Origin of the sequence: Ancylobacter aquaticus, from assembly GCF_004339465.1 — a bacterium.
GTDB lineage: Bacteria > Pseudomonadota > Alphaproteobacteria > Rhizobiales > Xanthobacteraceae > Ancylobacter > Ancylobacter aquaticus.
Genome location: NZ_SMFY01000001.1, coordinates 737103 through 762029, shown reverse-complemented (window position 1 = coordinate 762029; position 24927 = coordinate 737103). Strand labels below are relative to the sequence as shown.

Below are 24927 nucleotides of genomic sequence, written 5' to 3'. Positions count from 1 at the left end.
CGCTCGCCGACGAGTTCCTCGCTCTTGCGCCACGGGGCCTTCGCTCGCTCCGCCTTGTGGGCATAGAGGCGCATGCGCCGCGAATGCCTTCGCCGTCCTGAGACTCCGCGCGACGTGGCAGTCGTCGCAATAGCGGCCGCCAAGCCCGCACGGTTGATGCGGCCCGGCCATCCGGTTCAATTGTCCTTGCCGCAACGCGCCTTGAGCAGAAGTTCGCTGCGGCGGCGACGAATGGCCGGTTTGGGGACCGAAAACGGACTTGCCTTTTTCGGGAGCCATCGGAGGGATAGCGGGCACCTAGCCGAGATGCGCAAGGACAGTTGACAGGCCCAGCGCCCGGTCAGTTTGAATGTTTGATGCCCGGACAGGCCTAGGTGGCGGCCGCTCAGCTGAGCAGATAATTCGCAGACAACCAGCGATCGTGCTGGCTATCCTCGATTTCGCTTAACTCATCGTGAGGGTCTTCATCCTTAGCCTGGCGATGGCCTGTACGAAGTGTGCATCCAGTTGGTGATGATCTGTGATACCGTCAATTCAGCCGATCATCGGCGCTTGGCTTGGGCTTTCTTGTTAACGGGCACAGAATACCGTACGAAAAAACAGGGGACAGGGTCTGGGCGATGCCGACAGCGGTCGATATATTCTGTGGATCCGGCGGCGTGACGGCAGGTCTTCGCATGGCCCGCTGGCGCGTGTTGGCTGCATGCGACAACGACCCAGCCGTCGCCAACACCTACAGGGCCAATCATCCGAAGACCAAGTTCGTGAGTGGCGATATTAGCGACGACGCCACGATCGACGACCTGGCGATGAAGGTAGGCGGTGAGCATGTCGACCTCATGATCATCTGCGCGCCTTGCCAACCGTTCAGTTCCCAGAATCGGGTACGGGCCGAAGACCGTCGCAAACAGCTGATCGTGCGTGCGCTGGCCGCAGTGGAGAGGTTGGAACCTACGGCAATATTCTTCGAGAACGTGCCCGGCCTGGCGTCAGCAGCCTATAGGTCGATTCTCGATGCGGTGAAGGCCCGCCTGTCCCAACTGGGCTACGCCTTGTCCGAGCCAATGGTGCGCGATGCCGCCGATTACGGCGTTCCGCAGCGTCGTCGTCGATGCATCATGTTCGCTGCCAAGTCTCAGGCCGCTGTCAACGCCTTCGTCTCGCGTGACGTGCGCGTGCCACCACGAACGGTGAAGCATGCTATCGGCAATCTGCCGCCCCTGCTGTCCGGCGAAGCCGACGCTTGTGATATCCTCCACCGCGCCCGGGTGCATCAGCCTATCGCGATCGAAAGACTGATGAACATTCCTTGCGATGGAGGCAGTCGCAGCAGTCTGCCCCTGCGGCTGGAACTGAAATGCCACGTCGGTCGGAAATCCTCGTTCTCCGACGTCTATGGCCGTATGGCGTGGTCCGGTCCCGCGCCCACGCTCACCACTGGCTGCACCGACATCACCAGGGGCCGCTTCGCGCACCCGACGCAACATCGCGCCATTACGTTGAGGGAAGCTGCCCGGCTGCAGAGCTTCCCGGACAAGTACATCTTCACCGGCAACGTTTCCGAGATAGCCACGCAGATTGGCAACGCAGTGCCGCCTGAAATGGTCCGCGCGTTCTCGCCTGCTTTCAGGGCGGCGCTGAAAGCTGCCGCGTCGGCATGACTGCGTGCAGCCACGCCATGCTCCTCGGGGGCGGGTTCGGGAGCGCATCTAATGGCTAAGATGCAGGTCCGAGCCCGGGCCGTGGATATGCTTGGTCGGCAGCAGATCGCCGGCATTCCAACGGCTCTCCACGAGCTTTTCAAGAACGCACACGACGCTTATGCGCGTCGCGTGGAGGTCGACTATTTTCGGACGCAGCGTCAGTTGATCCTGCGCGATGACGGAAATGGAATGAGCCGCGAGGACTTTCTCAACAAGTGGCTCACCCTCGGAACTGATAGTAAGGTCGGAGCGAACTCCGGCGGACAGGTCAAAGCCCCGCGCGGGATGGCTTCAAGAAAAATCCTGGGTGAGAAGGGCATAGGCAGGTTGGCGATCGCCGCCATTGGTCCCGCAGTATTCGTCATGACCCGGGAGGATCCTGCGATCTCGGTTAAGGATGAATTGACCGTCGCCCTTGTGCATTGGGGTTTGTTCGAGGTGCCAGGGATCGACTTGGCCTCCATCGAGATTCCCGTGGTGGGTTTCGATGGCGGTTACTTGCCGACGCAGGACGACCTTGGCCGCCTCGTTGAAGATGTTCGATCATCGATTGACGCGCTCGATCTAGATGACCCATCACACCTGGCGAATACCGTCGCCTTGGATTCCATCGCCCAGGTTGACCCTCGCAGACTTGCAAACTGGCTAGCGGATGAGGCTGCAAGGGAAGACCGAGCCGACATGCCGCTGTCTGGCTCTGGGCATGGAACGCATTTCATTGTTGCGCCGGTCGATCCGATCCTCGACGCCGATATCGACGGCAAGGGGACATGGGGTTCGTCCGCCTTCGAAAGGCTTCTCCTGGGGTTCGGTAATACGTTGACCGGCGAGAACGCCGAATTCGTTGCCGAATTTCGGGACCACCATTCCGATGGCAGATCGGACGAGCTGATTGGCGCGAAGTCGTTCTTCACCATGGAAGAATTCACTTCGCTCGACCATCACTTCGATGGGCAGTTCGATGAGTTTGGCCAGTTCTCTGGGACCATACAACTGTATCGCGAAGATCCTAAGCCGTACGTGCTTAGCTGGCCAAAAGCAGTCGGCCGGCCCACAGAGTGCGGCCCATTCCGTCTCAGGCTCGGATACTTAATGGGACTTCAAGACGAGAGTCAGTTGCCGAGAGACCTCCACGGTCTTATGTACGACAAGCTGAATAGGCTCGGCGGCCTATATATCTATCGAGACGGCGTGCGGGTGCTGCCCTACGGCAACAGTGACTACGACTTCCTCAACATTGAGCAGCGTCGCACGCTAAAGGCAACGGATTGGTTTTTCTCTTACCGTCGCATGATCGGCTGGATCGATATCTCCTTCGACGAGAATGCTAGCTTGGTCGAGAAAGCTGGCAGAGAGGGGTTTCGAGAGAACCGACCATACAGGCAGTTTCGCGATATCCTCGAGAATTTCTTCCGGCAGCTGGCAATCGATTATTTTCGCAAAGAGTCCGATCTAGGCGATGATTTCCGACGCGAGCGCGAACGGATTAAGTCGGACTTCGATCGCATAAGACGGCGGGAGGCCTCGGCTTCCGGACGTAAGGTTAAGTTCTCCTCCGATCTCTCCACCGCACTATCTGTAATTGAAGCCGGTGAGCCAGCACAGGCAGTCGGCCAACTTCTCGACGGCCTTAAGGCGAATTTGGAAGCGCTCGATCGCTCTGATGGTGAAATGGGTGCACAAGGTCTACTGGAGCTTGAGGCGAGCTTTCTCAAAGAATTGGCCCAAATAAAATCTAAGACAACGGTAACCCGGCCTCGCGCCTTGGCGCCTTCTAAGAGCGTAGAGGCTGCGTGGCGGTCGTACGAACGGGCCGCCACCGCCATGCAAGGGAATCTGTTCGAGCCTGCCCGCGCAGAAGGGGTGGCCCGCATCGAGCAGTACCGCGCCACGAAGGCGTTGGCGGTCGATCGCCAACGTCGCGCCGTGGAGATTTTCTCCCGGGAGCGTGATACCTCCATTGCTGAAATCCGTAAGCTGCGCAAGGAAGCGGAGACTGCGATGGCTCGTGTTGATCGCGCCGTCCGCGATGCGGTTCAGGACGAGATCGCCGGCTTTCAGCGCGATATCGAAGGCCTCGTCGCGGCCTTGAGCAGTACCAATCTCGACGACATGCCTGAAGCAGAGGCCCACGAGCGCCAAAGAGAGATTGAAAGGAATCTTGATCAGCGGCTCGATGCCGGTCGAGAGCTCTTGGCTGGGGTGCGCGACCAGTTGATAGCGGTGGCCGAAGCTGTAACCAAGAATGATGACCTCGAGGAAACAGCCGCCGCATTGGAGCGACGCAACGTCGAACTGCAGGATCGGTTGGACCTGTACACTGACATGGCGCAAGCAGGGTCCGCGGTCGGAATCCTCGGCCATGAGTTCGAGAACGTCGCCGCTGGCCTGCGTCGCAGCATTGACAGGCTGAAGCCGTGGGCCAGCGGCACCGCCGAACTACGCCCGATCTATGACGACATCGTCTCCTATTTCGGCGAGATCAGCGACTACCTCGTTCTGTTCGATCCATTGAGCCGCCGGCGGCATGGCCGGCGTTCGACTGTAGCAGGCGTGGCAGTGGAGAAGTACATCAGCGAGGCACTGGGCGCCCGCCTCTCCGACGCCAAGATCCGTCTGATTGTCACCGACGCCTTCCGCCGGCACGATATCAAGGGAACCATGCCGGCGCTTTTGGGCGCTGCCCTGAACCTCGTCGATAACGCGATCTATTGGGCCGCAAGTGAAACTGGTGGCGACCGCGAGATCGTCTTGGACGCAGATGGTGTGGGTTGGCTGTTCCAAAACAGTGGTCCCGGTATCCCACTAAGGTTGGAAGAGCGCATCTTTGAGTTCGGCGTGAGCACGAAGCCCGGAGGCCGCGGTATGGGTCTCGCAATCTCGCGCGATGCGCTTCGCAAGATTGGCTGCGAACTGGAACTGGTGAACGCTGGTGCGAGCGATCACCCTGTTTTCAGAATCCGGGCAGCAGAGGGGGGAGACGACGCAAGGTGACCAAATATAAGTCCATCGGCGAGCTCCGCCAGTCTGCGGTCGAGGCCTTCGTCAGAACCGCGATCCTCATTGACAACGAGCCGACTTCCGACGCGCCCTCGAAATCGGGCGTGGCGCTTGTGGCCAAATCCTCAGCCTATGGCGCAGAACCGCAAGTCGCGGATCCACCGGCGGAAGCCTCGAAAGACAACCCGAAAGATGAAGCGTCGCATCGGCTCTGGATACAACCTGTTACCAACGGTTTCGCCAGTAGAAGGATAACGTGCGGCTTCTATTTCCCAGCGAATGACGACCAAGGAGTTGTGGATACCGCTCTCAACGCGGCGCGCCACGTCGACGCGGCTATTGTCGATTGGCAGTTGCGTCCGAAGGACACCGGGCCAGCGAAAGAAATAATCACGAAACTGGTCAAGGACGATGAAGGTGCTGGAGGGCGCCTGCGCCTTATCATTGTATATACAGGTGAACGCGGAATCGACGGCGAATGCGCGAAACTCCTGGCCCACCTCCAAGGTGAAGGCGTGAATGACTTAGCGTCGCACGACGAAGGCCGAGCGCTAACAGGGAAGCGTATCCGCATTGCTTTTGCCAACAAGCCTCGCGCTGTTAAGCCTGAGGAGGAATTAACCGGTCCGGGCGCGCGGCCGATATCGTGGGGAAAGCTACCGGCCTTCGTCCTCGAGCAATATTCATTCCTTGCCCAAGGAATACTGCAGTCGTTCGCGCTGAAGGCGATTGGAGCGGTTCGAGAGGACACGCACCATTTGCTTTCCGTCTTCGACAACACGTTGGACGCTGCATATTTGGCGCAGCGCGCAGGCATCGGGTCTCCCGGTGATGCCGAGGACATGATGGCCGGGCTTTTCACTTCCGAACTGGCGTGCTCAATCCAGGACCGCGGAATTACCAAAGAGGTTCTTGGTCCGTGGGGCGCCATTCACGCGTTGAAAGCGAGGGATCCGGCAGCGAAATTGAATGTCAAAAAATACTCGGACCCTGACGGTGTCTATGACGGGGTGGTGGTCGCCCCCCAAAATGGACCGACCACCATAACGACAACGGCGCCAGCGCTTCGTAAGCTGGTGCAAATTGGTCTCGACGAGTCGAAGTTAACGCTGGTCACCGAGAGGGTGATGGAACTCAAGCGGCAATTCTTTGCAGACGATGAGCAAGCCAAGCAATCGATGTCGAAATTCGCCAGAATGGCGTCTCTCGTACGCGAGGCGGATGGCCCTAGGCGGCTGACGAAAGAAGCAATCCATTTGACCGGCGGTGTCGTGGTTCGGTCACGGGCCCATCAGGGTGAAAATTCCACGGAAACTATTCTGCTGTGCGTGCAGCCTGGATGCGATGCTGTGCGGTTGAGGGACGTCACCTCGTTCCCCTTCTGCAAGCTAGTCCGCGACGATAAGCACTTCGATCTCGTCCTGCGGATAGATGGTACCGACAAGACCTTTAAGATGAACCGGCTACCGCGCGACCTGATCATGCATAGCTTCATACCCAATGGATCCCGGCAAATCGTGACCCCGACATCGTATAAGCAGAGGCTGCGGTTCAAGTCGGTCGACAAGGTTTTCTGGGAGTTTGTTGCGGAACTGCGTTTCCCAGAAAGTCAGCACTTCACCACATTGCTGGTAGGAAAATTCAATCGGGTCGCCTTGAATGGATCGGAGTGGCTGCGGCTGCAGAATCCAAGCTGAGAGTTCAACCTGAACGATTAGCAAGGGGACCAGATGGCTGAGCGGGCGAGCGGACATCTTCAATGTCCGCTTCTGAGAACCGACCAACGACGCCTGTACGATCGAAATGGCGGCGCGTAGCGGCCTTTCGTAACGACGTGCCTCAGGGTCCGCTATGGGTCAATTCTTCCCGGAGAAGAACTCTCCCCAGCTGGCTGCTCCTTCCGGAGGGCGGGTCACGCGCTGACCGAGCTCATCCATCTGGCTCCCGTCTTCGCGCAGCCAGTCCGCCGCGGCCTGGACGTCTTCGCTCTCGCCGAGGGCGCCGAGCAGCACCTCGGCAAGCGCCGGCGCCGTGGCGACCATCTGCGCCTGCTGCGGCGCGCTGATCCGCACCTGTCGCGTGTTCGTCAGCCAGCGCCGCACCGGTTCGCTTGTGATGGCCTGTGCCAAGCCTCGGGAGATAGCCGCGGCCTGGATGGCGCTGGCAGGGCGCGACAGGATGCCGGTGATCGCAGCGCCCGCCGCGAGGCCGCCGACGGCAGGACGATGGCGCCTTGCTGCAAGCGCCGGCAACGCGTTCGAGGGTGCTGCCGGAGCGGCGTCGCCCCGTGACATGCGCTGGCCGTCGATCGTGCGTATTTTCGATTGAGGGTGCGCGAGTTGCGCTGAACAGCCAGGGCCACCCGGTAAAGATGTAGCCCGGCGCATGCGCCACCCGCTCAACGGGCGAGGCAGTCCATGATCTCGGCGAGATAGGGCACACGCGCCATGCGCCACGGGCCGGGCTAGGCGTTGGTGCCGGGAAGGTGCGGTTGGCGTCCGCCCATTAGGTGACAGTCAGCTGCAGCCCCCGCCGCCAAGCCGCGTCGACCAGCTCGGCGGTGAGGTCGGCCAGCGTCGCCTGGGCAAGGTCAGTCACCGCAATACTCCTCGCGATAGGAGATGAAGCGCAGCACGTCAGCGAGATGGCTGGGATATGTGGGGTCGTCCACCACCTCGGCCTGCCGCAGGAAAAACAGCACGGCCACCATGTCCGCCGAACTCACCTCCGGCTTGTCCGCCTTGAAGGCGTCCTCCCGAGCCACCTCCCAGAACTCCTCGCGCTCCAACACCCAGACGCGCTCGCCCTGGGCGGCGAAGCGCTCGCGCAGGCGGTCCATGGCGGCGAGCACGTCGCTCATGCGCAGGGTGACAAGCTCCGCGCCTTCATAGCTCACGTCGTCATTCGGCATCGTCGTCTCCGGCGGCATCGAGGTTGGAGAGCATCATATGCTGCTGACCCGCCAGGCCGCATAACCGAGGCCGAGCCGCGGCCCTCGGGTGAGGGCCCGGATATATCAGTGGGAGCGTCAAGCGCGTCCGAAGGGTCGTCGAACCAATGCGCGGCGCGCACCGCCGGCGTGTTTGGCAGTCCACCACGCACCCAGTCCCGCGCGAGCTGCCGCAGCCCGTTGGGCGTGTCCGGGTCGATCCCGTCACGATCGATCTCGGGGATATCCCAGGCGAGAGCCAATTGGGCGTAATCCTCTGCCGCGAAGTCCGCCAGGCCGAGCCGTACCGCGAGATTGAACCGCCAGGCGCTGCTCGTGCGGTCATCACCGGCAAGCCCGCGAACGTCGCCTTGCCACAGCAGATTAAGCTTTGCGTCCCGCAAGCGAGCGACGTTGAACTTGTCCCATAGGTTGGGCGGCACCTCGCTCAGATCGGCGCATCTGATCTCCGCGATGATTGCGGCGAGGGCCGGCGACTGATCGTTGGCCGTGCCGCTTTCAATCGGCGGAAAGGCTCTAGCTATGTCGAGGAGCGAGTACCGACGTTCGGAGCGGTGCCGAACAGATGCCGGGCGTTTGGTCTGTCCTCGTTTTATCTTATCGGCGTTGGGGTAATTGATGGAGCCCGGCAGCCGGAAGATACGATCGATATTCTGCACGGCGTCGCCGTGGAGCGCTTTGGCAAGCCCCCGGCCTATCGCCTCAACCTCGCCCGCGAGGGCCCCGACAGGAACCTTTTCGCTGAGCAGCCAGATCGGCTGCGCGCCGCCGCCGCTGTCTATCGTGATGGTAGGGGGCGCGCTGCCGGACCGAAGACCGTCGACACGATCCAGAACTCGTGTCCGGGCGTGGTCGAAAGACGTGTGTTCGTCGGGCCGTGGGTCAACATCGCCAGCGACCCCGCGAATTGTGCAGATATCTGCTTTCGACAATTTTCTGTCGAGATCTCTCCCGGCATCGTGTGGGAGCGGCTCGTTCAGCGAGAAATAGAGATTGGCGGCAACTCCTTCCGCCAGGATCCACGCCCGAATATCTTCCCAGCTGCCAGGTGCAAACGTCCTGCCCCTGATGCAGTCGGTAGTTATAGCCACAAGGTTATGCCGGCCGGCGGGATCAAGCGTCTTCAGGAAGCTGATCGCAGCTTCAGCGTCGACGGCCGGCGCCGGGCACACAGCCTTGCGCTCGATGCTTTGCGCGCGCCGCACGTATTCGCCCGCCAAATCGCCAAAGTCCGTTGAAGTCGAAGGTTGCGTGCTCGCGCTGCCCGGGCCTATACTTCTCGCGTTCATTCGAATGCCTTTCCGGCCGGTGCGCTCGTGCAGGAGCCGCCGGCCGATCCATTTCAGGTGTTGTCGACGACAAGGCGCAGATGGGGGCGCTCGGGCCGCCGGCGCTGCTCGCGTCGGCGTTTTGCGACCGCCCGCCGTGCCGCGAGCTCCTGTGCCAATTCTCGGACGCTGGCCGCCGTCACGGCCTGGCGTCCATCGAGGTCAGCAGCATCGAGCGCCTGATTGCGTCGCCACTCCCGGATCGCGGATGTCGAGACACCGAGCGCTGCGGCAGCGTGGGTAATGAGGAGGACGGAAGTTTCGGTTCGCGACGTTTGCATAGGGATTGCACCTCTGCCCGAGGCTAACTCGGCCATGCGTTCGATACTTCGGCCGGTTTTTGCCGCTGTTCGATCACGTGTCGCTCCGCAGCCACCTTCATCAGGTGCGCGAGCACGCGGCCATGAATGACCCATGCCGACGCCTCGGCCTCCTGGCGAAGGCCGGTGCTGGCGATCAATTCGGCCTCCTCCGCGGCAGTCTTCATCTCGAACAACCGGCCGTCGAGCCTCAATCCCCGCCAGTAAGCGCCGACGGTGTTGCGTCCCTTTTCCACATGGAGTCGCTTCCAGACGGCGAGTGCCGCGCGCACCTCGGAAATCTGCACAAGCGCGGCGGCGGTCCAGAACGTAATCTCGTGGCCAAGCGGAGAATTGCGGGCGAAGCGGGATATTTCGCGCTCAAGAGACCGGTGCACCGCACACCTGCCAACGCGACCTCCGAGCCGCTCGAAGCGTGGGGGTTCGGAGTTGAGGAGCTGCGCCGCGCTGGAGCAACTCTCTGCGCCCGTGGCGAGCCAAGCGCCGAAGACGATGCCGTCAACTGTTTGCCAAGTCGGCCGCCATCCATCAGCGCCTCGCCGTATCTCCGGCGCCGGCTCGGCCCGCGCTTGGAGCAGGGAAGCGTAGGAGCCGCATGTTTCGGCGAGGAACCGCACGGCCGGGTTGGACATATCAAGGGCTTCGTCGCGCTTCTGTGCTCCCTGCAGATACGAAGAAGTATAGATCGCCTCACGCTGCTGGAAATTTTCAACGGCGGCGTGTTTGACAACTCCCGCACCGCGCGCCGTAAAACAATGCTTTGCGATCAGAAGGTCGGGACTGACGCGGCACAGCGTCTCATCTTCGCGCAGACGCGCCGCGAAATATAGGAAACTGTCAGGATGCGGGTTGTCGAGCCTCACTGCGCGCCCTCCGGATTGGAGGAATGCGCTTGCGGATCGAGTAAGTTGTCCAGATCAGCGTAGCGGACGAGCGTCCGGCCGCGAAGCTTTAGACGTGTCACCTGGCCGTGGCGTAGCATTCGCCAGAGAGTCGGCTCCGAAATTCCGACATAACGTGCACCGTCCGCGACGGAGCATGCAGCAGGTCGCGCTTGATCAGAGGCAGATGTCGCCCGCATTTCGATCTTCTCCTATCGACAAATATCCCGTCGAGGCTGAGAAAATCAGGCGGTATGGGACAATAAAAGCCGCCCCAATTAATGTCCCTGCTGATCGGGGGGATCCAGCCAAATTTCGGGATACCGGTCCAGAAGACGCATAATCTGCTTCGTGCTGTAGAGCCCCGGCGGATTACGGCCGTTGTTCACTCCGAGACGTGATAGTTCGGCGGGTGCGCGTCGTATAGCTTCAGCCCGACTGGCTCCGTTCTCCATAAGCTCAGTGACCACATTGTGAGCCAGCGCGGCATTCTTCAAACTATTTCGAGGCCGGCCGGGGGCTCGTTTCGACAAAAGCCGTCCGATGCCCAGGAGCCGCCCGAGGGCAATGGCCAATGGCCCGCCCCTTTCGAAGTCAGCGCGCAGCTTGGCGACATCGACACCGGTAATCGCGGCAACACCTTTCAGGACCCGGAGATCGTGCTCGTTGAGCACGTCGCGCGCGGCAAACAGTTCCGCCAAGGGAGAAACGGAACCGCCCCCATCCTTCCCCATCATCCTGCGCCTTTCATGCTGTCGAGATGATCCGCCCAAGCCTGCATCAGCTCGGTGCGTTCAGGCCAGTAGGTCGCGTGATTGTAGGCTCGCCGGATCTCGTTTTTCTCCTGGTGGCCGAGCGCGGCCTCGATCACATCGGCCCGATAGCCCCTCTCATTCAGGATCGAACTCGCCGCCGCGCGGAACCCGTGGGCTGTCATCTCGTCTTGGGTGAACCCCAGCCGGCGGAGCGCCGAGTTCATGGCGTTCTCGGATAGCGGGCGCGCGTTCGACCGGATGGACGGGAAAACCAGCTTGCTCGCCCTCGCCACCTCTTTGACCTCGCGCAGCACGTCGATGGCTTGGCGGGACAGTGGCACTTCGTGGGGGCGGCGAACTTTGGTGCGCTTGCCGTCGATGCGCCAGACGGCGGCGTCGAGCGCGATCTCGTCCCAGGTTGCCCCACGCACCTCGCCCGGTCGGGTGAACGTCAGGGCCGCGAATTGAAGCGCGCAGCGCAACGTCGGCCAGCCGTCATAGTCGTCGATCGCGGCGAGTAGGGCGCCAAGCTTCTTCTCGTCGGTGATCGCCGCCCTGTGGCGCACCTTGGGCGCCTTCAAGGCCCCCTTGAGCGGCTGGGTAGGGTCGTCCTTGGCGCGCAGGGTCGCCACGGCCAGGCGGAACACGGTGCCGATCACGCTGCGCAGCCGGCGGGCCGTCTCGCGGCGGCCGCTGCGCTCGATCTGCTGGAGCAGGGCAAGGATCTCCGCCGGAGTGATCTCCGATATCGGCCTCAGCCCCAGCGCGGGCCCCGCGAGGTCCGTGAGCATCCAGCGATTTTTCGTCACCGTCGCTTTGGCTGCGCCCTGATCCTCCAGCCGGGCAAGGTACTCGTCGGCGATGATGCCGAACGTGTCGCCGGCAGAGGTCGCCGCTTCCAGCCGCTGAACCCGTTTGTTGGCCCCGGGGTCCACACCCGAGGCCAACAGCCTCTTGGCGTCGTCACGCAGCCCGCGGGCATCTGCCAGCGAAATCAAGGGATAGGCGCCATGGGAGAGCTTCTTCTGCTTCCCCGCGAAACGGTAGGCCTGGTTCCAAAGCCTTGTGCCGTTTGGCTTTACGAGGAGATAGAGCCCGCCCCCATCGGAGAGCTTGTATTCGCGATCCGCAGGTTTGGCGGCGCGGCACGATGTGTCAGACAAAGGCATATCGCCACCATCCTGTTGGCTTCTGAGGCCAACAGAGCGCAGCTTGGGGCCAACATCAAGGCCAACAAATTCGTGACATGCAGTGATCGGACGTGACGCTAAGAGCCACTAAATGAGACCGTCCCGCCACGAATTTTCCAATGGAAACAGTGGGATATGATGCTATATGATAGGGTCTGATCCCACCCGATAGGGAGGAAATGGTGCCCAGGGACGGAGTCGAACCGCCGACACTGCGATTTTCAGTCGCATGCTCTACCAACTGAGCTACCTGGGCGTAGCCGGCAATGGCTTGAAGGCCATGCGGAGCGGGCGGGTTATAGGGTCTTGGCCGCGCCCTGTCCATATCTACGGAAAGGGAAATTCCGGCTTTCCCCAATCCTGATCGCGCATGCCGCCCGCACGTCGTCGGGCGGCGGCCTTAGGATCGGTGGGGCGAACCGGGCTGAAGGGCGCAGGAGACCCGCCAGCGCCTCCCCCGCTTCAGATGCTGGACTTCACAGCCGGAGAGATTCATCCTCGATCCAATCCTTTAAATGCCGGGAATGAACACCTAGTGGCAATACCCGCCCGGCCGCAACATTCACCCGGCCGCCACGTTGCCGGCGAGCGGCAGAGGGCCGGCTTGCTGTCTGGAAACGGCCGGTCCAGCCCGGAACAGCCTTCCCCACGGCAAGGCGGAACCGAAGGGAAGCCCGGGCGCGGCGTCAGCGTCGTCAATCATGGCGCCCCCCTCGGCTCGGCCCTCATGAGAGCCTGTTTGGACATTCCCTTGGGAAACTGCCATCCCGGCCGCAACCGGAGGCAAGAGCCGGACTAAACCTGCCAATACCGTAGCGTTCTCGCGTACAGCCTGGTGCCATTCCGGCATGGCACCAGCGGGAGCGATGTCAAACAGGCTCCAAGGTCGTCCGGCGGCGAGGGAGGGTCCTGCGTGCGTCTGCGTGCTCCCCAACGGACGGGAGCGAGTGGCCAGAGCGGCCGTTCCATCCCGGCGGGTCCTCAGAACGTGCAGGGCGACGTCGGGACGAGGCAGGGTCCCTCACCGTCTCTGCCCTCCCGCGCGCTACCTGCCCCCTCAGTCCTCGCGCGGTGGCTTCGGGGCGAGGGACGGCTCGTCGCCATCCTCGTCGTCATTTTCGGTGACGGGAATGGCATAAGCGCCGGTGAGCCAGCGGTGCAGGTCGATATCGGCGCAGCGGGCGGAGCAGAAGGGCTTGTATTTCTCCACCATCGGCTTGCCGCAGATCGGGCAGGGCTTGCCGCCGGCTGCGGGAGGGCTGCTGGCGTTCATTCCGGGTGGCCCCAGCGCTGATAGACCGGGAAACGCTCGCCGGAGAGCAGCGCCACCGTCTCCGCCAGCGGCAGGCCGACCACATTGGTGTAGGACCCCACCAGCTTGACCACGAACACGCCGGCGAGGCCCTGAATGGCGTAGCCGCCGGCCTTGCCTTCCCATTCGCGGGCCGCGAGATAGGCCTCCATCTCCTCGCGCGAGAGCCGCTTGAAGCGCACCCTCGTCTCGACCAGGCGCGTGCGAATGCCACCCTTCGGCGTCATCAGCGCAAGCCCGGTATAGACGCGATGGGCGCGGCCCGAGAGCAGGCGCAGGCACTCGGCCGCCTCTTCCGAGACATCGGGCTTGGGAAGGATGCGCCGGCCCACCGCCACCACCGTGTCGGCGGCGAGCAGGAAGGCGCCCTCATGCTCGCCCAGCGTCCGGCGGCGCGCATCGGAGGCGTCGAGCTTCTCGCGCGCCAGCCGCAGCGCCAGCCGGCGGGGAAGCTCGCCGCGCTCCGGCGTCTCGTCAATATCGGCCGGCAGCAGGGCATCGGGTTCGATTCCGGCCTGGGCGAGCAGCGCCAGACGACGCGGCGAGCCCGAGGCCAGCACCAGTTTCGGGCGGGCGCTCACGCAGTCACTCCTTTTCCGCCGGCAACCCGGCGGTCCAATTCGCCGGCACGCTAGAACATGTCCGGCCAAAGTTGAACGCTTTTCGCGATCTTCCCCATCCGCTCATCGCGGCCGGAAGCGGGTGCGGATCCGGCGCTCAAGCTCGTCGCGCACGCCGCGATAGGCGTCGAGACGCTGCTCGCGATTGCCACTGACCACCGTCGGGTCGGGCGTCGGCCAGTATTCCACGTCGATGGCGTTCGTCCGGGTCAGCTCCAGCGCGCGGTGATGCGCGTCGGGGGAAAGGGTAATGACAAGGTCGAAGCCGAGGCCCTCATTCTCCTCCAACTCCTCCAGAGTCTGCGGCCGGTGGCGGGAAAGGTCGAGCCCCACTTCGTCAATGGCGGCGGTCACGAAGGGGTCGGTCTCGCCCTTGAGCACGCCGGCCGAGCCGACATAGAGCGAGCGGCCGAACAGATGCCGCGCCAGCACCGCCGCCATCGGCGAGCGCACGCTGTTCTGCCCGCACATGAACAGAACCGATTGCGGCCGCTCCTGGCGGGGGGCGCGGCCGGGGCCGGCCGCCGCACCCTCGACGGTGCCGGGCGCGGCCACGCTCAGCCTTTCCAGTGCAGGGCGCAGACCAGCGTGAACAGGCGCCGGGCCGTGCCGAAATCGAGGGCGATCTTGTCCTTCAGCCGCTCGCGCAGCAGTTCGGAGGCCTCGTTGTGCAGGCCGCGCCGCCCCATGTCGATGGCTTCGATCTGCGAGGGACTGGACGTGCGGATGGCGGAATAATAGCTCTCGCAGACCAGAAAATAGTCGCGCACAACCCTCCGCAGCGGGCTGAGCGACAATTGGTGCTGCGCGACCGGCGCGCCGTCCTCGCGGGTGACGTCGAGCACCAGGCGCCCCTCGCTCAGCGAGATGGCAAGTCGGTAGGGACCGGGCGCCGTGTCGCCCAGCGGCGCGAAGCTGTTCTCGGCCAGAAGATCATAGATGGCTACGGCGCGTTCATGCTCAACATCGACATTGGAACGGCCGATCGAAGCGCCGTCCAGCGTCACCGCGGCCAGGCGGCGGGTCTGCGCATAGGGGTCATCCCCGGCCATCGGGCCCCCGTCAGAGGTTGAGCCGGATCGCGACAGAGCGGGCGTGGGCACTGAGCCCCTCCGCCTCGCCGAGCGCGATCGCCGCCGGACCGAGCGCGCGAAGCTGCTCCGGCCCACATTTGAGGATCGAGGTGCGCTTCATGAAGTCGAGCACGCCGAGACCCGAGGAGAAGCGCGCGGAACGCGCGGTGGGCAGCACATGGTTGGAGCCGCCGACATAGTCGCCGATCGCCTCGGGCGTATGGGCGCCGAGGAAAATCGCCCCCGCATGGTCGATCGCGTCCGCCAGCGCCTCGGCATTGGCCGCCATGATTTCCAGATGCTCGGGCGCGAGGCGGTTGGCCAGCGCCGGCGCCTCATCGAGGTTGGCGAGCAGGATCACCGCGCCAAACTCCGCCCAGCTCTTCGCCGCGATGTCGCGGCGCGGAAGGGTGGCAAGCTGACGCTCGACAGCCGCAATCACCGCCTCGGCCAGGGCGGCATCGTCGGTCATCAGGATCGACTGGGCGGCGGTGTCGTGCTCGGCCTGGGCGAGCAGGTCGGCGGCGATCCAGTCCGGGTTCTGCTCGCCGTCGGCGATCACCAGCACCTCGGAAGGGCCGGCCACCATGTCGATGCCCACCGTGCCGAAGACATGGCGCTTGGCCGCCGCCACATAGGCGTTGCCGGGCCCGACGATCTTGGCCACCGGGGCAATCGTTTCCGTCCCGTAGGCGAGCGCGGCAATCGCCTGCGCCCCGCCCACGCGGTACACCTCGTCGACCCCGGCGAGATCGGCGGCGGCGAGCACAAGCGGGTTCAGCACGCCATCGGGGGCCGGCACCACCATGGCGAGGCGCTTCACGCCCGCCACCTTGGCCGGCACGGCGTTCATCAGCACGGAAGAGGGGTAGGCAGCCGTGCCGCCGGGCACATAGAGCCCCACCGCGTCCACCGCCGTCCAGCGATGGCCGAGCTCGACGCCGGCGGCGTCGACATAGCGCCCGCTCGTCGGAAGCTGGCGCTGATGGTGGGAGCGGATTCGGCCATGGGCGAAGGCCAGCGCCTCGCGCGTCGCCGGATCGGATGCCTCGACGGCCGCCGCGATTTCGTCGTCGGTCACGCGGATGCCCAGCGCGCCGAGATCGACGCGGTCGAAGGTCTTGGAAAGGGAAATCAGCGCCGCGTCACCGTGGTGGCGCACTTCCTCGACGATCTTCGCCACCGCCTGCGCGACATCCGCCGACACCTCGCGCTTGGTGCCGAGGAAGGCGCGGAAGCGTTCCGTAAAATCGGGCGAGCGTGTGTCGAGGCGAAGCGGCATATCGTGGTCCTGCGGGTCGGCGTCCTGCATGTCGGGATCGGCGCGTCAGGGTCCTGCGGGCCCGGCCGCCACGCAAGCGCGGCAGGCGCGAGACCGCGCAGGCGCGCGGGCACCGATGTCGGCTTGTCCTATCGCAACCGCGCTCGCCGAAGACAAGCGCATTCCGTAACGCCCCGGCCATGCCCTTGGGTCGACAGGCCGCCGGCGCGACGCCTCACTCGGCCTCGTGGCAGGGCGTTCCCTTGGCGTCCCAGGCGGGACCGAGGTCCTCAAGCCCCGCTTCCATGCATTCGACATCGAGCTGCACTTCGCCGCCTCCCGAGAACAGGAAAGTGACCATTCCCGACGGCGCGTCGGTCTCCTCGAAATGGAGCGCCAGCAGGTTGAGCACGCCCTGCTTCATCTTCAGGTCGATTCCACGCACCCGCGCCCGCAGGACGCGCTCGAAGCGGAGCCCCGACCGACGTCTCACGCAGGGGCCGGCCGCCGCGGCCGCCGCACCGAGCGGAGCGTCGGCATCGGCCATCGCCTCGGCCTGGATCAACTTCTCCCAGTCGAATCGGTTGGCCAGCAGCACGAAGCGCCGCTCTTTCGGCAGAAAGGCCATGTCCGCCACAGCGACTACGGCGTCCTGCAGATGAACCGAGAGGACCGCCAGATCCTCGCTATCGAGCGCCACCAGCTTCAGCCCGGCCATTTTGTCATCTCCGCCACATCCTGTGACGCCCAGATGGCGCCGCAAGGCCTTGTCGACAAGGGGCCGGGTGACAGTGCGTAAGCGCGCGGTTCAGCCAGCCAGCCGCTCGATCTCGGCGCCGCAGGCGGAGAGCTTCTCCTCCAGCCGCTCGAAGCCGCGATCGAGATGGTAGACCCGGTGGATCATGCTCTCGCCTTCGGCGGCGAGCGCGCCGATCACCAGGGACACCGAGGCGCGCAGATCGGTCGCCATGACAGGCGCGCCCTTAAGCCGCTCGACGCCCTCGATGGTGGCGGTTTCGCCATCCAGATGGATGCGCGCGCCAAGCCGGGCGAGTTCCTGCACATGCATGAAGCGGTTTTCGAAGATGGTCTCGGTGATGCGCGAGGTGCCGCCCGCCCGCGTGGTCAGCGCCATCAGCTGGGCCTGCAGGTCGGTGGGAAAGCCCGGGAACGGCGCGGTGGTCACATTGACTGGGGAAATGCCGGCCCCATTGCGCTTTACCCGCAGCCCCTCATTGGAGACGGTGATTTCCGCGCCCGCCTCGCGCAGCGTGTCCAGCGCCGTGTCGAGCAGATCGGCCCGCGCGCCGGACAGCAGCACGTCGCCGCCCGTCATCGCCACCGCCATCGCATAGGTGCCGGTCTCGATGCGGTCCGGCAGCACGCAGTGGCGGGCACCCTTGAGGCGCGGCACGCCGACGATGCGGATGGTCGAGGTGCCCTGTCCCTCGATCCGCCCGCCCATGGCGTTGATGCAGTCGGCGACGTCGACGATCTCCGGCTCGCGCGCGGCGTTCTCGATGACCGTCTCGCCCTCGGCTAGGCTGGCGGCCATCAGCGCCGTATGGGTGGCGCCGACTGAAACCTTGGGGAACACGATCCGCGCGCCCTTGAGGCCCTTCGCAGCGCGCGCGAGCACATAGCCCGCATCGATCTCGATCTCAGCCCCCAGCGCGCGCAGCGCGTCGAGGTGGAAATCCACCGGCCGCGTGCCGATGGCGCAGCCGCCCGGCAGCGACACCTTGGCCTCGCCCATGCGGGCCAGCAGCGGCGCGATGACCCAGAAGCTCGCCCGCATCTTCGAGACCAGCTCATATGGCGCGGTGGTGTCCACGATGACCCGCGCGTCGATTTCCAGCGTCTGGCCGGCATAGGCATCGTCGCCCCGGCGCTTGCCGTTCACGGTGATGTCGATGCCGTGATTGCCGAGGATGCGCTGGAGCTGCGACACGTCCGCGAGGCGCGGGACATTCTCCAGCACCAGCTTCTCGTCGGTCAGCAGGCCGGCGATCATCAGCGGCAGGGCGGCGTTCTTGGCGCCGGAAATCGGGATCGTCCCGTTGAGCGGGTTGCCGCCGACGATACGGATGCGGTCCATGAAGTTCGATACTCCTTCAGCGCGCGACAGAGGGCGCGAACGGTCCGTGCCCGGAACGGTGTCGCGTCCGGCGCCTGTCGGCAGCGGCATGTCTGGACGATGGGGCCGATTCGTGGCGTCCCACTGTCAATTCCCGTCAATCTCTACCGCGTGTCGCCGGGCGCGACAACGCGCGCACTCAGTCCTTGCCGCCCGGCCGGGCGGGAGTGGCGGGGAGCGACGGCAGATCCAGCGGCGGCGCGGCGCCCGAGAGGCCCGGCGCCGTGCGCGTCGTCTCCGGCCGCTCTTGCTGCGCCTCTGGCAGATTTTGCGCCGCCTCCGGCAGATCCTGCGGCGGCGCTGGAGAATCCTTGCGGCCGCGCGCCTGCTGCTTGCGACGGGCGAGATTGGCGCGCAGCGCCGCCGCCAGCCTTTCGGCGCGGGCCGCTTCTTCCTGGCCGCTCATCCAATTGCCTCCCACGGGTCCGGGCGGAAGCGGGCCACCGCCCCTCGCCACCGCCATGACCTTTCACCCCTGCCGCTGTCCCCAGAATTATCGTGCAGCCATGCCAGACGAAAGGGTCGCCCGAGGCGCGAAGGGGGCGCGCCGGCGAGATCCGGCACCACGGTTTGCGCCCGGCATGCACAGGCAGCGGTGGAATTGCGTGGCGGGCGCTTGCGCCGGCCGGCGCGCTGTGGCAAACGTCCCCGCGCCTTGGTGGCCGTCCCACCAACACCCCGGCGCTGCGGTAGCTCAGTGGTAGAGCACTCCCTTGGTAAGGGAGAGGTCGAGAGTTCAATCCTCTCTCGCAGCACCATCGGAACCTCCGGAAAATTCTTTTAGCGCCGCCTGGTCGGTGACCGGGACGTCGGCTGCCCCGCCGAGAGGAACGCTTGCGCCGCATGAGGCGTTGCGCCCGCGGTATCTCAACGGGAGCGCGCGCGTGATCACCGACCTCTGGTACAAGAACGCCATCGTCTATTGCCTCTCCGTGGAAGGCTTCATGGACTCAAATGGAGACGGCGTCGGCGACTTCCGTGGCCTGATGCGCCGGCTGGACTATCTGCACGGGCTCGGCGTCACCGCCATCTGGCTCATGCCGTTTCAGGTCTCTCCGGGGCGGGATGACGGCTATGACGTCGCCGATTATTACGGCGTCGATCCGCGCTATGGCACGCTCGGCGATTTCGTCGAGTTCACGCATGCTGCCAAGCAGCGCGGCATGCGGGTGCTGATCGACCTGGTGGTGAACCACACCTCGAACCAGCACCCCTGGTTCAAATCCGCCCGTTCCGACCCGCAGTCGCCCCATCGAGACTGGTATGTCTGGTCAAAAACCAAGCCGAAGAACGCCAATGAAGGCATGGTCTTTCCCGGCGTGCAAAAGACCACCTGGACCTATGATAAGGCGGCTAAGGAATATTATTTCCACCGTTTCTACGACTTCCAGCCGGACCTCAACACCGCAAACCCGGACGTGCAGGCGGAAATCCTGCGCATCATGGGGTTCTGGCTGGAACTCGGCGTCTCCGGCTTCCGCATGGACGCGGTGCCCTTCGTGATCGCGGAAAAGGGCGCGGATACCGACGGGAAGCCGGTCGAGCATTTCAACATGCTGCGCACCTTCCGCGAGTTCCTGCAGTGGCGGCGAGGCGACGCCATCATTCTCGCGGAAGCCAACATCCTTCCCGAGGACGACAAGAAATATTTCGGCGAAGACGGCGACCGCATGCACATGATGTTCAACTTCCAGGTCAACCAGTCGCTGTTCTATGCGCTGGCGAGCGCCGACATGAAGCCACTCGTCAAGGCGCTCAATGCCACGCGGCCGGACTACGCCACGGCACAGTGGGGCCTGTTCCTGCGCAATCATGACGAGCTCGACCTCGGCCGGCTGACGCCGGCGCAGCGCGAGGAGGTGTTCCAGGCGTTCGGGCCGGACAAGTCGATGCAGCTCTATGACCGCGGCATCCGCCGCCGCCTTGCCCCCATGCTGAAGGGCGACCGCCGGATGATGGAACTGGCCTACAGCCTCATGCTCTCGCTCCCCGGCACGCCGGTGCTGCGCTATGGGGACGAAATCGGCATGGGCGACGATCTCGGCCTGCCGGAGCGCTATTGCGCCCGCACGCCCATGCAGTGGTCGAACGAGCCGCAAGCCGGCTTCAGCGCCGCCGAGAAGACCTATCTGCCGGTCATAGCGGAGGGTGCCTATGCCTATGAGGAGGTGAACGTCGCCGACCAGCGCCGCGATCCGCAATCCTTCCTCAACTGGATGGAACGCATGATCCGCACGCGCCAGGAGACGCAGGAAATCGGCTGGGGCGCCTTCGAGATCGTCGATGTCGGCCACGACGCGGTGCTGTGCCTGCGCTATGAATGGCGCAACAACGTCGCCGTGTTCCTGCACAACTTCCACCCGGAGGGCGTGAGCGTCCGCTTCTCGCTGGCGGCACCGGAAGGCGAGCCGAACCGGCTCGTCAACCTGTTGTCGGACAGTCATAGCGAGGCCGACGGCAAGGGCCGGCACGCCATCACGCTGGAGCCCTATGGCTATCGCTGGTTCCGCATGGGCGGGCTCGACTATGCCTTCCGGCGCACGGAGCTTTAGGACCGGGCGTCCAGCGCGACGATCACCCCCTCATGCGGGCGCAGGGAGAGGTGGCCTTCCACCCTCTCCTCGCGGTCGCGCCCGGTGGAAAGCAGCACCCGCCCATAAGTACCGGGCGGCAGGGGGATTTCGTCCTGCGCCGTTCCGGCGAGATTAAGCGCGACCAGCACGCATTCCTCCGCGCTCTCGCGCAGGAAGACCAGCACGTCGCCCAGCGCGGTGATCTTGCGATAGGTGCCGGCGTGCAGCACGGGATGGGCGCGGCGCAGGGCGATGAGTTCGCGGTAGAGCCCGAGCAGCGAGGCGGGCTGTTCCAACTGCACAGCGACGTTGCGGGTGGCGCTGTCGGCAGCCAGCGGCAGCCACGGCCGGCCATTGGTGAACCCGGCATTGGGCGAGGTGTCCCACTGCATCGGCGTGCGCTGGGGATCGCGGCCGAGGCCGAGGCCCGGCTCGTTCTTCTCCCACGGGTCCTGCGCGTCCTCGGTGGCAATCGGCACGTTCTCCATGCCGATCTCGTCGCCGTAATACATGGTCGGCGTACCGCGCAGGGTGAGCAGCAACATGGCCGCGACCCGCGACCGCCGCGCACCGATGCGCGAGGCGATGCGCGACTGGTCATGATTGCCCAGCACCCAGTTTGGCCAGCCACCTTCCGGCAGGGCCGCATCATACTCGGCGATCAGTTCGGCGAGGCGAGGCGCGCTCCAGCCGGCATGGATGAGCTGGAAATTGAACGGCAGATGCGCGCCCCCAAGATTCTCGCCGTAATAGGTCACGAGCCGGTCGATCGGCAGGTAGATCTCGCCGATCAGCACCCGGTCGTCATACTCGTCAATCACCCCGCGCAGTTCGGCGATGATCGAATGAACGTCCGGCTGGTCCGTCGAGTGGGTCTGCAGGAAGCGGCGGATATCGGGGTCGCCGGGCCCGTATTCCGGGTTGGGCGGGTTGTCGCGGAAATCGGCGTCCTTCATCAGGTGCCAGATCACGTCGACCCGGAAGCCATCGACCCCGCGCGCCATCCAGAAGCGCAGCACGTCGTGCATGGCCGCGCGCACCTGCGGGTTGCGCCAGTTCAGGTCCGGCTGCTGCGTCAGGAAGGCGTGGTAGTAATATTGCCCGCTCGCGGGGTCATGGGTCCAGGCCGGTCCACCGAAATTGCTCATCCAATTGTTCGGCGGCCCGCCATCCGGGGCGGGATCGCGCCAGATATACCAGTCGCGCCGGGGATTATCGCGCGAGGCGCGGCTCTCCACGAACCAGGGGTGCTGGTCCGACGTATGGTTCGGCACGAAGTCGAGCACGATCTTGAGGCGGCGGGCGTGCGCTTCCTCAATCAGGCGATCAAAGGCGCTGAAGTCGCCGAACATCGGGTCGATGCCGCGATAATCAGCGACGTCATAGCCGAAATCGGCCATGGGCGAGGGGAAGATCGGCGAGATCCATACCGCGTCGATGCCAAGCCCGACCAGATAGTCGAGGCGCACACGGATACCGTCGAGATCGCCGATGCCGTCGTCATTCGTGTCCTGAAACGAGCGGGGATAGACCTGATAGAAAATTCCGCGCTGCCACCACTGTGCCTGCGCCATCCGCGCCTCCCTAAGGTTTGGTCAGGCCCCGCCCCGCAACTGGGGAAGCACGAGGGCACCGAACGCCTCGATGAACGCCCGCTGGTTTAGCCCGACATTGTGAAGGTAGATGTCGCGGAAACCGAGTTCGGCGAATTCGGCCAGCCGCGCGGCATGCCAGCCGGCATCGGCCGAGATCAGGATGCTCTCATCGAGATCCTCCGCCCGCACATGGCGGGTGGCGGCATCGAACTGCTCGGGCAGCTTCAGCTCGGCCGCCACGGACGAGGTCAGCGTGTTGAAGCGCCATTGGTCATGCGCGTTGGCGCGGGCCTCCTCCTCGCTGCCGGCATAGGAGAGATGGACCTGCAGAATCAGCTTCTTGCCAGCGCCACCGCCATCGTGGAAGGCGTCGACAATGGCCCGCAGCTTGTCCAGCGGCTGGTTGATGGTGACGAGGCCATCCGCCCATCCCCCAGCCCTGCGGGCGGTCTCCGGCGTCAGCGCAGCGGCGATGAAGAGCGGCGGTGTCGCGGGGCGGGTGTAGAGGCGCGCTTCCTCGACATCGATCAGCCCGCCGCGCCGGCTCACCGTCTCGCCGGCGAAAAGCGCACGCATGATGTCGACCGCCTCCATCAGGCGGGCGTCGCGCTCGGCTTTGGCCGGCCAGCGCCTGCCGGTCACGCGCTCGTTCAGCGCCTCGCCGGAACCGAGCGCCATCCAGAATCGCTCGGGGAACATCTCCGCCAGCGTCGCCGCCGCCTGCGCGGTGATGGCCGGGTGGTAGCGCCGGCCGATGGGGGTAGTGACGACGCCGAACGGCAGCGAGGTCGTCGCCAGTGCCGCGCCGAGCCAGCTCCAGGCGAAGCCGGAATGCGGCTGGCGCTCGCTCCACGGCGCGAAATGATCCGAACACATGGCGGCGGAAAAGCCCGCCTGCTCAGCCTCGCGCACGCAGTCCAGAAGCGCGCTCGGGGCGAACTGCTCATGCGAGGCGTGATAGCCGATCCGAAGGCGGGCGTCAGGCTCGGCGCGCATGTCTCATGATCCGATGAGGCTGGAGATTCGCGGGGGTTCTGCCCGCGCAGACCCGTGGAGAACGCCCCAACCGGCCAAGTGTTTCCTGTTGCGCGCGCTCGTCCCTCCTCCCGACGGCAACCGCGCGGCGGCGAAGCGGCCAAACTTCGCCATCCACCAGCCCGCGTGGAACGTCTATGTTCGCGGCTGCCACGCGGAAAAAATTCCACCCGGGAAAGGAAGCCTACATGCGCGCTATCATCATGGGACTGTCGCTGTTCATGGCCCTCGCGGCCGGCAATGCCGCACAGGCGCAGCAGAACGATCTCGTCAAATACTGCCAGGCCGATATCCAGAGGCTCTGCCCTGCCGTCCAGCCCGGCGGTGGCCGGATCATGAAGTGCCTCAAGGCACATACCAAGGAGATGTCGGTCGGCTGCGCCCAGGCGCTGCAGAAGATGAAGGGCTGAGCCCTTTCTAAAGGAGGCCCGCCCGCAGCGTCTTGGGCGGGCCTCCGCAGGGCGCGGCCAACCGCCGTCCGCAGTGCTCTGGCTGGCCTCCCCCGTTCACCCGTGCGATGACGATCCGCACACGGAGGACGAGATGGCATCACGTGCGCTTCTGGCGATCCCGGCCCTTATTCTGGCACTGGTGACAAACGCGCCCGCAGAGGAAGGCTGTTGCGATCCCGCAGGGCCGTTCAGGCCGGGAGAGGCCTATCCCGAGACGCTGGCCACCTGCGACACGCTGGGCCACTGGGCGGACCGGGCGCCCAAGACCGATGACCGCATCACGCTCGGCATCGAGGGGGCGATCACCGGCGTTCATTCCGACGGAGTAATGGCCTATCTGCTGATGTGTGCGCCCGCGCAGGTGCAAGTGATGTGCGTCACCTATAGCGCCAATGATCTCAAACGCGGCGATGTCATGGTGTTTGGCGGCGGCTATAGCCGGGTCGACGCACATCATGTCGTACTGGACCCGTGCCTCGCATCGGCGCCCTAGAAGGTCGTCGAACGCGGCCCCGCCGCCGCCGCCCCTCCCAGACGTGCTCACGCTTAGTCCCAATCGAACCGGATGAACACGTGTTGCCTTCCAGTCGGCAGTGCGGCCACTGTCGCAACCGTTCATCGCGCGCCTCCGCCGCTCCTGCTAACCAGCGGCAGGAACGATGCGGCATAGCCGGCGACACGGGCCGTGGACAGCGCCGATCCCTCCCGAAGGACCACCGGCGACAGATGACGCTTTTCATGC

The 24927-nt window shown here is 64.5% G+C and carries 24 protein-coding genes and 2 tRNA genes; 7 read left to right on the top strand and 19 right to left on the bottom strand.

Annotation, left to right across the window (positions count from 1 at the left end):
• The first annotated feature begins 620 nt into the window (after positions 1 to 620).
• Genes EV667_RS03545 through EV667_RS03535 form a run of 3 tightly spaced genes read left to right on the top strand, consistent with a single transcriptional unit; the run spans position 621 to position 6400 of the window.
• Positions 621 to 1661 carry a DNA cytosine methyltransferase gene (locus EV667_RS03545; protein WP_131833927.1) on the top strand — a complete coding sequence of 347 codons (1041 nt, stop codon included), beginning with the start codon at positions 621 to 623 and terminating at the stop codon, positions 1659 to 1661.
• 51 nt (positions 1662 to 1712) lie between these two features.
• Positions 1713 to 4697 carry an ATP-binding protein gene (locus EV667_RS03540; protein WP_131833926.1) on the top strand — a complete coding sequence of 995 codons (2985 nt, stop codon included), beginning with the start codon at positions 1713 to 1715 and terminating at the stop codon, positions 4695 to 4697.
• Entirely contained in the window at positions 4694 to 6400 is a 1707-nt protein-coding gene (locus EV667_RS03535; RefSeq protein ID WP_131833925.1) for a response regulator receiver domain, read from the top strand. Before EV667_RS03540 ends, EV667_RS03535 begins: the two co-directional genes overlap by 4 nt.
• 159 nt (positions 6401 to 6559) lie before the next feature.
• Here EV667_RS03535 and EV667_RS22510 read toward each other — a convergent pair whose 3' ends face one another.
• The 17 genes from EV667_RS22510 to EV667_RS03450 all read right to left on the bottom strand — a co-directional run bounded on the left by EV667_RS22510 (position 6560) and on the right by EV667_RS03450 (position 18936).
• Positions 6560 to 6997, bottom strand: coding sequence for a hypothetical protein (locus EV667_RS22510; protein ID WP_165901523.1), 438 nt, complete (start codon positions 6995 to 6997; stop codon positions 6560 to 6562).
• A 296-nt stretch (positions 6998 to 7293) separates the two neighbouring features.
• Entirely contained in the window at positions 7294 to 7614 is a 321-nt protein-coding gene (locus tag EV667_RS22505; RefSeq protein ID WP_165901543.1) for a hypothetical protein, read from the bottom strand.
• Complete coding sequence (locus tag EV667_RS03520; protein WP_131833924.1) at positions 7596 to 8942, bottom strand: hypothetical protein; 1347 nt, start codon at positions 8940 to 8942, stop codon at positions 7596 to 7598. The genes EV667_RS22505 and EV667_RS03520 overlap by 19 nt, the downstream gene beginning before the upstream one ends.
• Before the next feature lie 53 nt (positions 8943 to 8995).
• On the bottom strand, positions 8996 to 9262 hold the full coding sequence (locus EV667_RS03515; RefSeq protein WP_131833923.1) for a hypothetical protein: 267 nt from the start codon (positions 9260 to 9262) through the stop codon (positions 8996 to 8998).
• Positions 9263 to 9285: 23 nt separating this feature from the next.
• A complete protein-coding gene (locus EV667_RS03510) occupies positions 9286 to 10164 on the bottom strand; it encodes a hypothetical protein (RefSeq protein WP_131833922.1) in 879 nt (292 codons plus the stop codon).
• On the bottom strand, positions 10161 to 10382 hold the full coding sequence (locus EV667_RS23320; RefSeq protein WP_131833921.1) for a helix-turn-helix domain-containing protein: 222 nt from the start codon (positions 10380 to 10382) through the stop codon (positions 10161 to 10163). The genes EV667_RS03510 and EV667_RS23320 overlap by 4 nt, the downstream gene beginning before the upstream one ends.
• 78 nt (positions 10383 to 10460) lie before the next feature.
• On the bottom strand, positions 10461 to 10919 hold the full coding sequence (locus EV667_RS03500; RefSeq protein ID WP_131833920.1) for a hypothetical protein: 459 nt from the start codon (positions 10917 to 10919) through the stop codon (positions 10461 to 10463).
• A complete protein-coding gene (locus tag EV667_RS03495) occupies positions 10916 to 12106 on the bottom strand; it encodes a tyrosine-type recombinase/integrase (protein ID WP_131833919.1) in 1191 nt (396 codons plus the stop codon). Before EV667_RS03495 ends, EV667_RS03500 begins: the two co-directional genes overlap by 4 nt.
• A gap of 201 nt (positions 12107 to 12307) precedes the next feature.
• Positions 12308 to 12383: transfer RNA gene (locus EV667_RS03490), tRNA-Phe, on the bottom strand.
• Positions 12384 to 13184: 801 nt separating this feature from the next.
• Positions 13185 to 13400: a DNA gyrase inhibitor YacG gene (gene yacG, locus EV667_RS03485; protein ID WP_131833918.1), complete on the bottom strand. Its 216-nt coding sequence runs from the start codon at positions 13398 to 13400 to the stop codon at positions 13185 to 13187.
• A complete protein-coding gene (locus EV667_RS03480; protein WP_131833917.1) occupies positions 13397 to 14020 on the bottom strand; it encodes a Maf-like protein in 624 nt (207 codons plus the stop codon). The genes yacG and EV667_RS03480 overlap by 4 nt, the downstream gene beginning before the upstream one ends.
• A 102-nt stretch (positions 14021 to 14122) precedes the next feature.
• A complete protein-coding gene (locus EV667_RS03475; protein WP_131834998.1) occupies positions 14123 to 14530 on the bottom strand; it encodes an arsenate-mycothiol transferase ArsC in 408 nt (135 codons plus the stop codon).
• 86 nt (positions 14531 to 14616) lie between these two features.
• Positions 14617 to 15111, bottom strand: coding sequence for a UPF0262 family protein (locus EV667_RS03470; RefSeq protein ID WP_131833916.1), 495 nt, complete (start codon positions 15109 to 15111; stop codon positions 14617 to 14619).
• A 10-nt stretch (positions 15112 to 15121) separates the two neighbouring features.
• On the bottom strand, positions 15122 to 16414 hold the full coding sequence (hisD, locus tag EV667_RS03465; RefSeq protein WP_131834997.1) for a histidinol dehydrogenase: 1293 nt from the start codon (positions 16412 to 16414) through the stop codon (positions 15122 to 15124).
• 214 nt (positions 16415 to 16628) lie between these two features.
• Positions 16629 to 17111, bottom strand: a complete 483-nt coding sequence (locus tag EV667_RS03460) for a DUF2948 family protein (RefSeq protein ID WP_131833915.1) — start codon at positions 17109 to 17111, stop codon at positions 16629 to 16631.
• Positions 17112 to 17201: 90 nt separating this feature from the next.
• On the bottom strand, positions 17202 to 18491 hold the full coding sequence (gene murA / locus EV667_RS03455) for a UDP-N-acetylglucosamine 1-carboxyvinyltransferase (RefSeq protein WP_131833914.1): 1290 nt from the start codon (positions 18489 to 18491) through the stop codon (positions 17202 to 17204).
• Positions 18492 to 18669: 178 nt separating this feature from the next.
• Positions 18670 to 18936, bottom strand: a complete 267-nt coding sequence (locus EV667_RS03450) for a hypothetical protein (RefSeq protein ID WP_245515952.1) — start codon at positions 18934 to 18936, stop codon at positions 18670 to 18672.
• A gap of 277 nt (positions 18937 to 19213) precedes the next feature.
• Here EV667_RS03450 and EV667_RS03445 point away from each other — a divergent pair.
• Positions 19214 to 19288: transfer RNA gene (locus tag EV667_RS03445), tRNA-Thr, on the top strand.
• A gap of 126 nt (positions 19289 to 19414) precedes the next feature.
• Positions 19415 to 21082 (top strand): alpha-amylase family protein, encoded by a 1668-nt coding sequence (locus tag EV667_RS03440; protein WP_131833913.1) that lies wholly within the window; start codon positions 19415 to 19417, stop codon positions 21080 to 21082.
• On the opposite strand, the gene EV667_RS03435 is transcribed toward EV667_RS03440, so the two are convergent.
• Both EV667_RS03435 and EV667_RS03430 read right to left on the bottom strand, forming a co-directional pair.
• A complete protein-coding gene (locus tag EV667_RS03435; protein ID WP_131833912.1) occupies positions 21079 to 22677 on the bottom strand; it encodes an alpha-amylase family glycosyl hydrolase in 1599 nt (532 codons plus the stop codon). The genes EV667_RS03440 and EV667_RS03435 overlap by 4 nt on opposite strands.
• 21 nt (positions 22678 to 22698) lie before the next feature.
• Complete coding sequence (locus tag EV667_RS03430; RefSeq protein ID WP_131833911.1) at positions 22699 to 23694, bottom strand: TIGR03885 family FMN-dependent LLM class oxidoreductase; 996 nt, start codon at positions 23692 to 23694, stop codon at positions 22699 to 22701.
• A gap of 227 nt (positions 23695 to 23921) precedes the next feature.
• Here EV667_RS03430 and EV667_RS03425 point away from each other — a divergent pair, with 227 nt between their 5' ends.
• Positions 23922 to 24143 carry a cysteine rich repeat-containing protein gene (locus EV667_RS03425; protein WP_131833910.1) on the top strand — a complete coding sequence of 74 codons (222 nt, stop codon included), beginning with the start codon at positions 23922 to 23924 and terminating at the stop codon, positions 24141 to 24143.
• 133 nt (positions 24144 to 24276) lie between these two features.
• Positions 24277 to 24678, top strand: a complete 402-nt coding sequence (locus EV667_RS03420; protein WP_131833909.1) for a hypothetical protein — start codon at positions 24277 to 24279, stop codon at positions 24676 to 24678.
• Positions 24679 to 24927 lie beyond the last annotated feature (249 nt).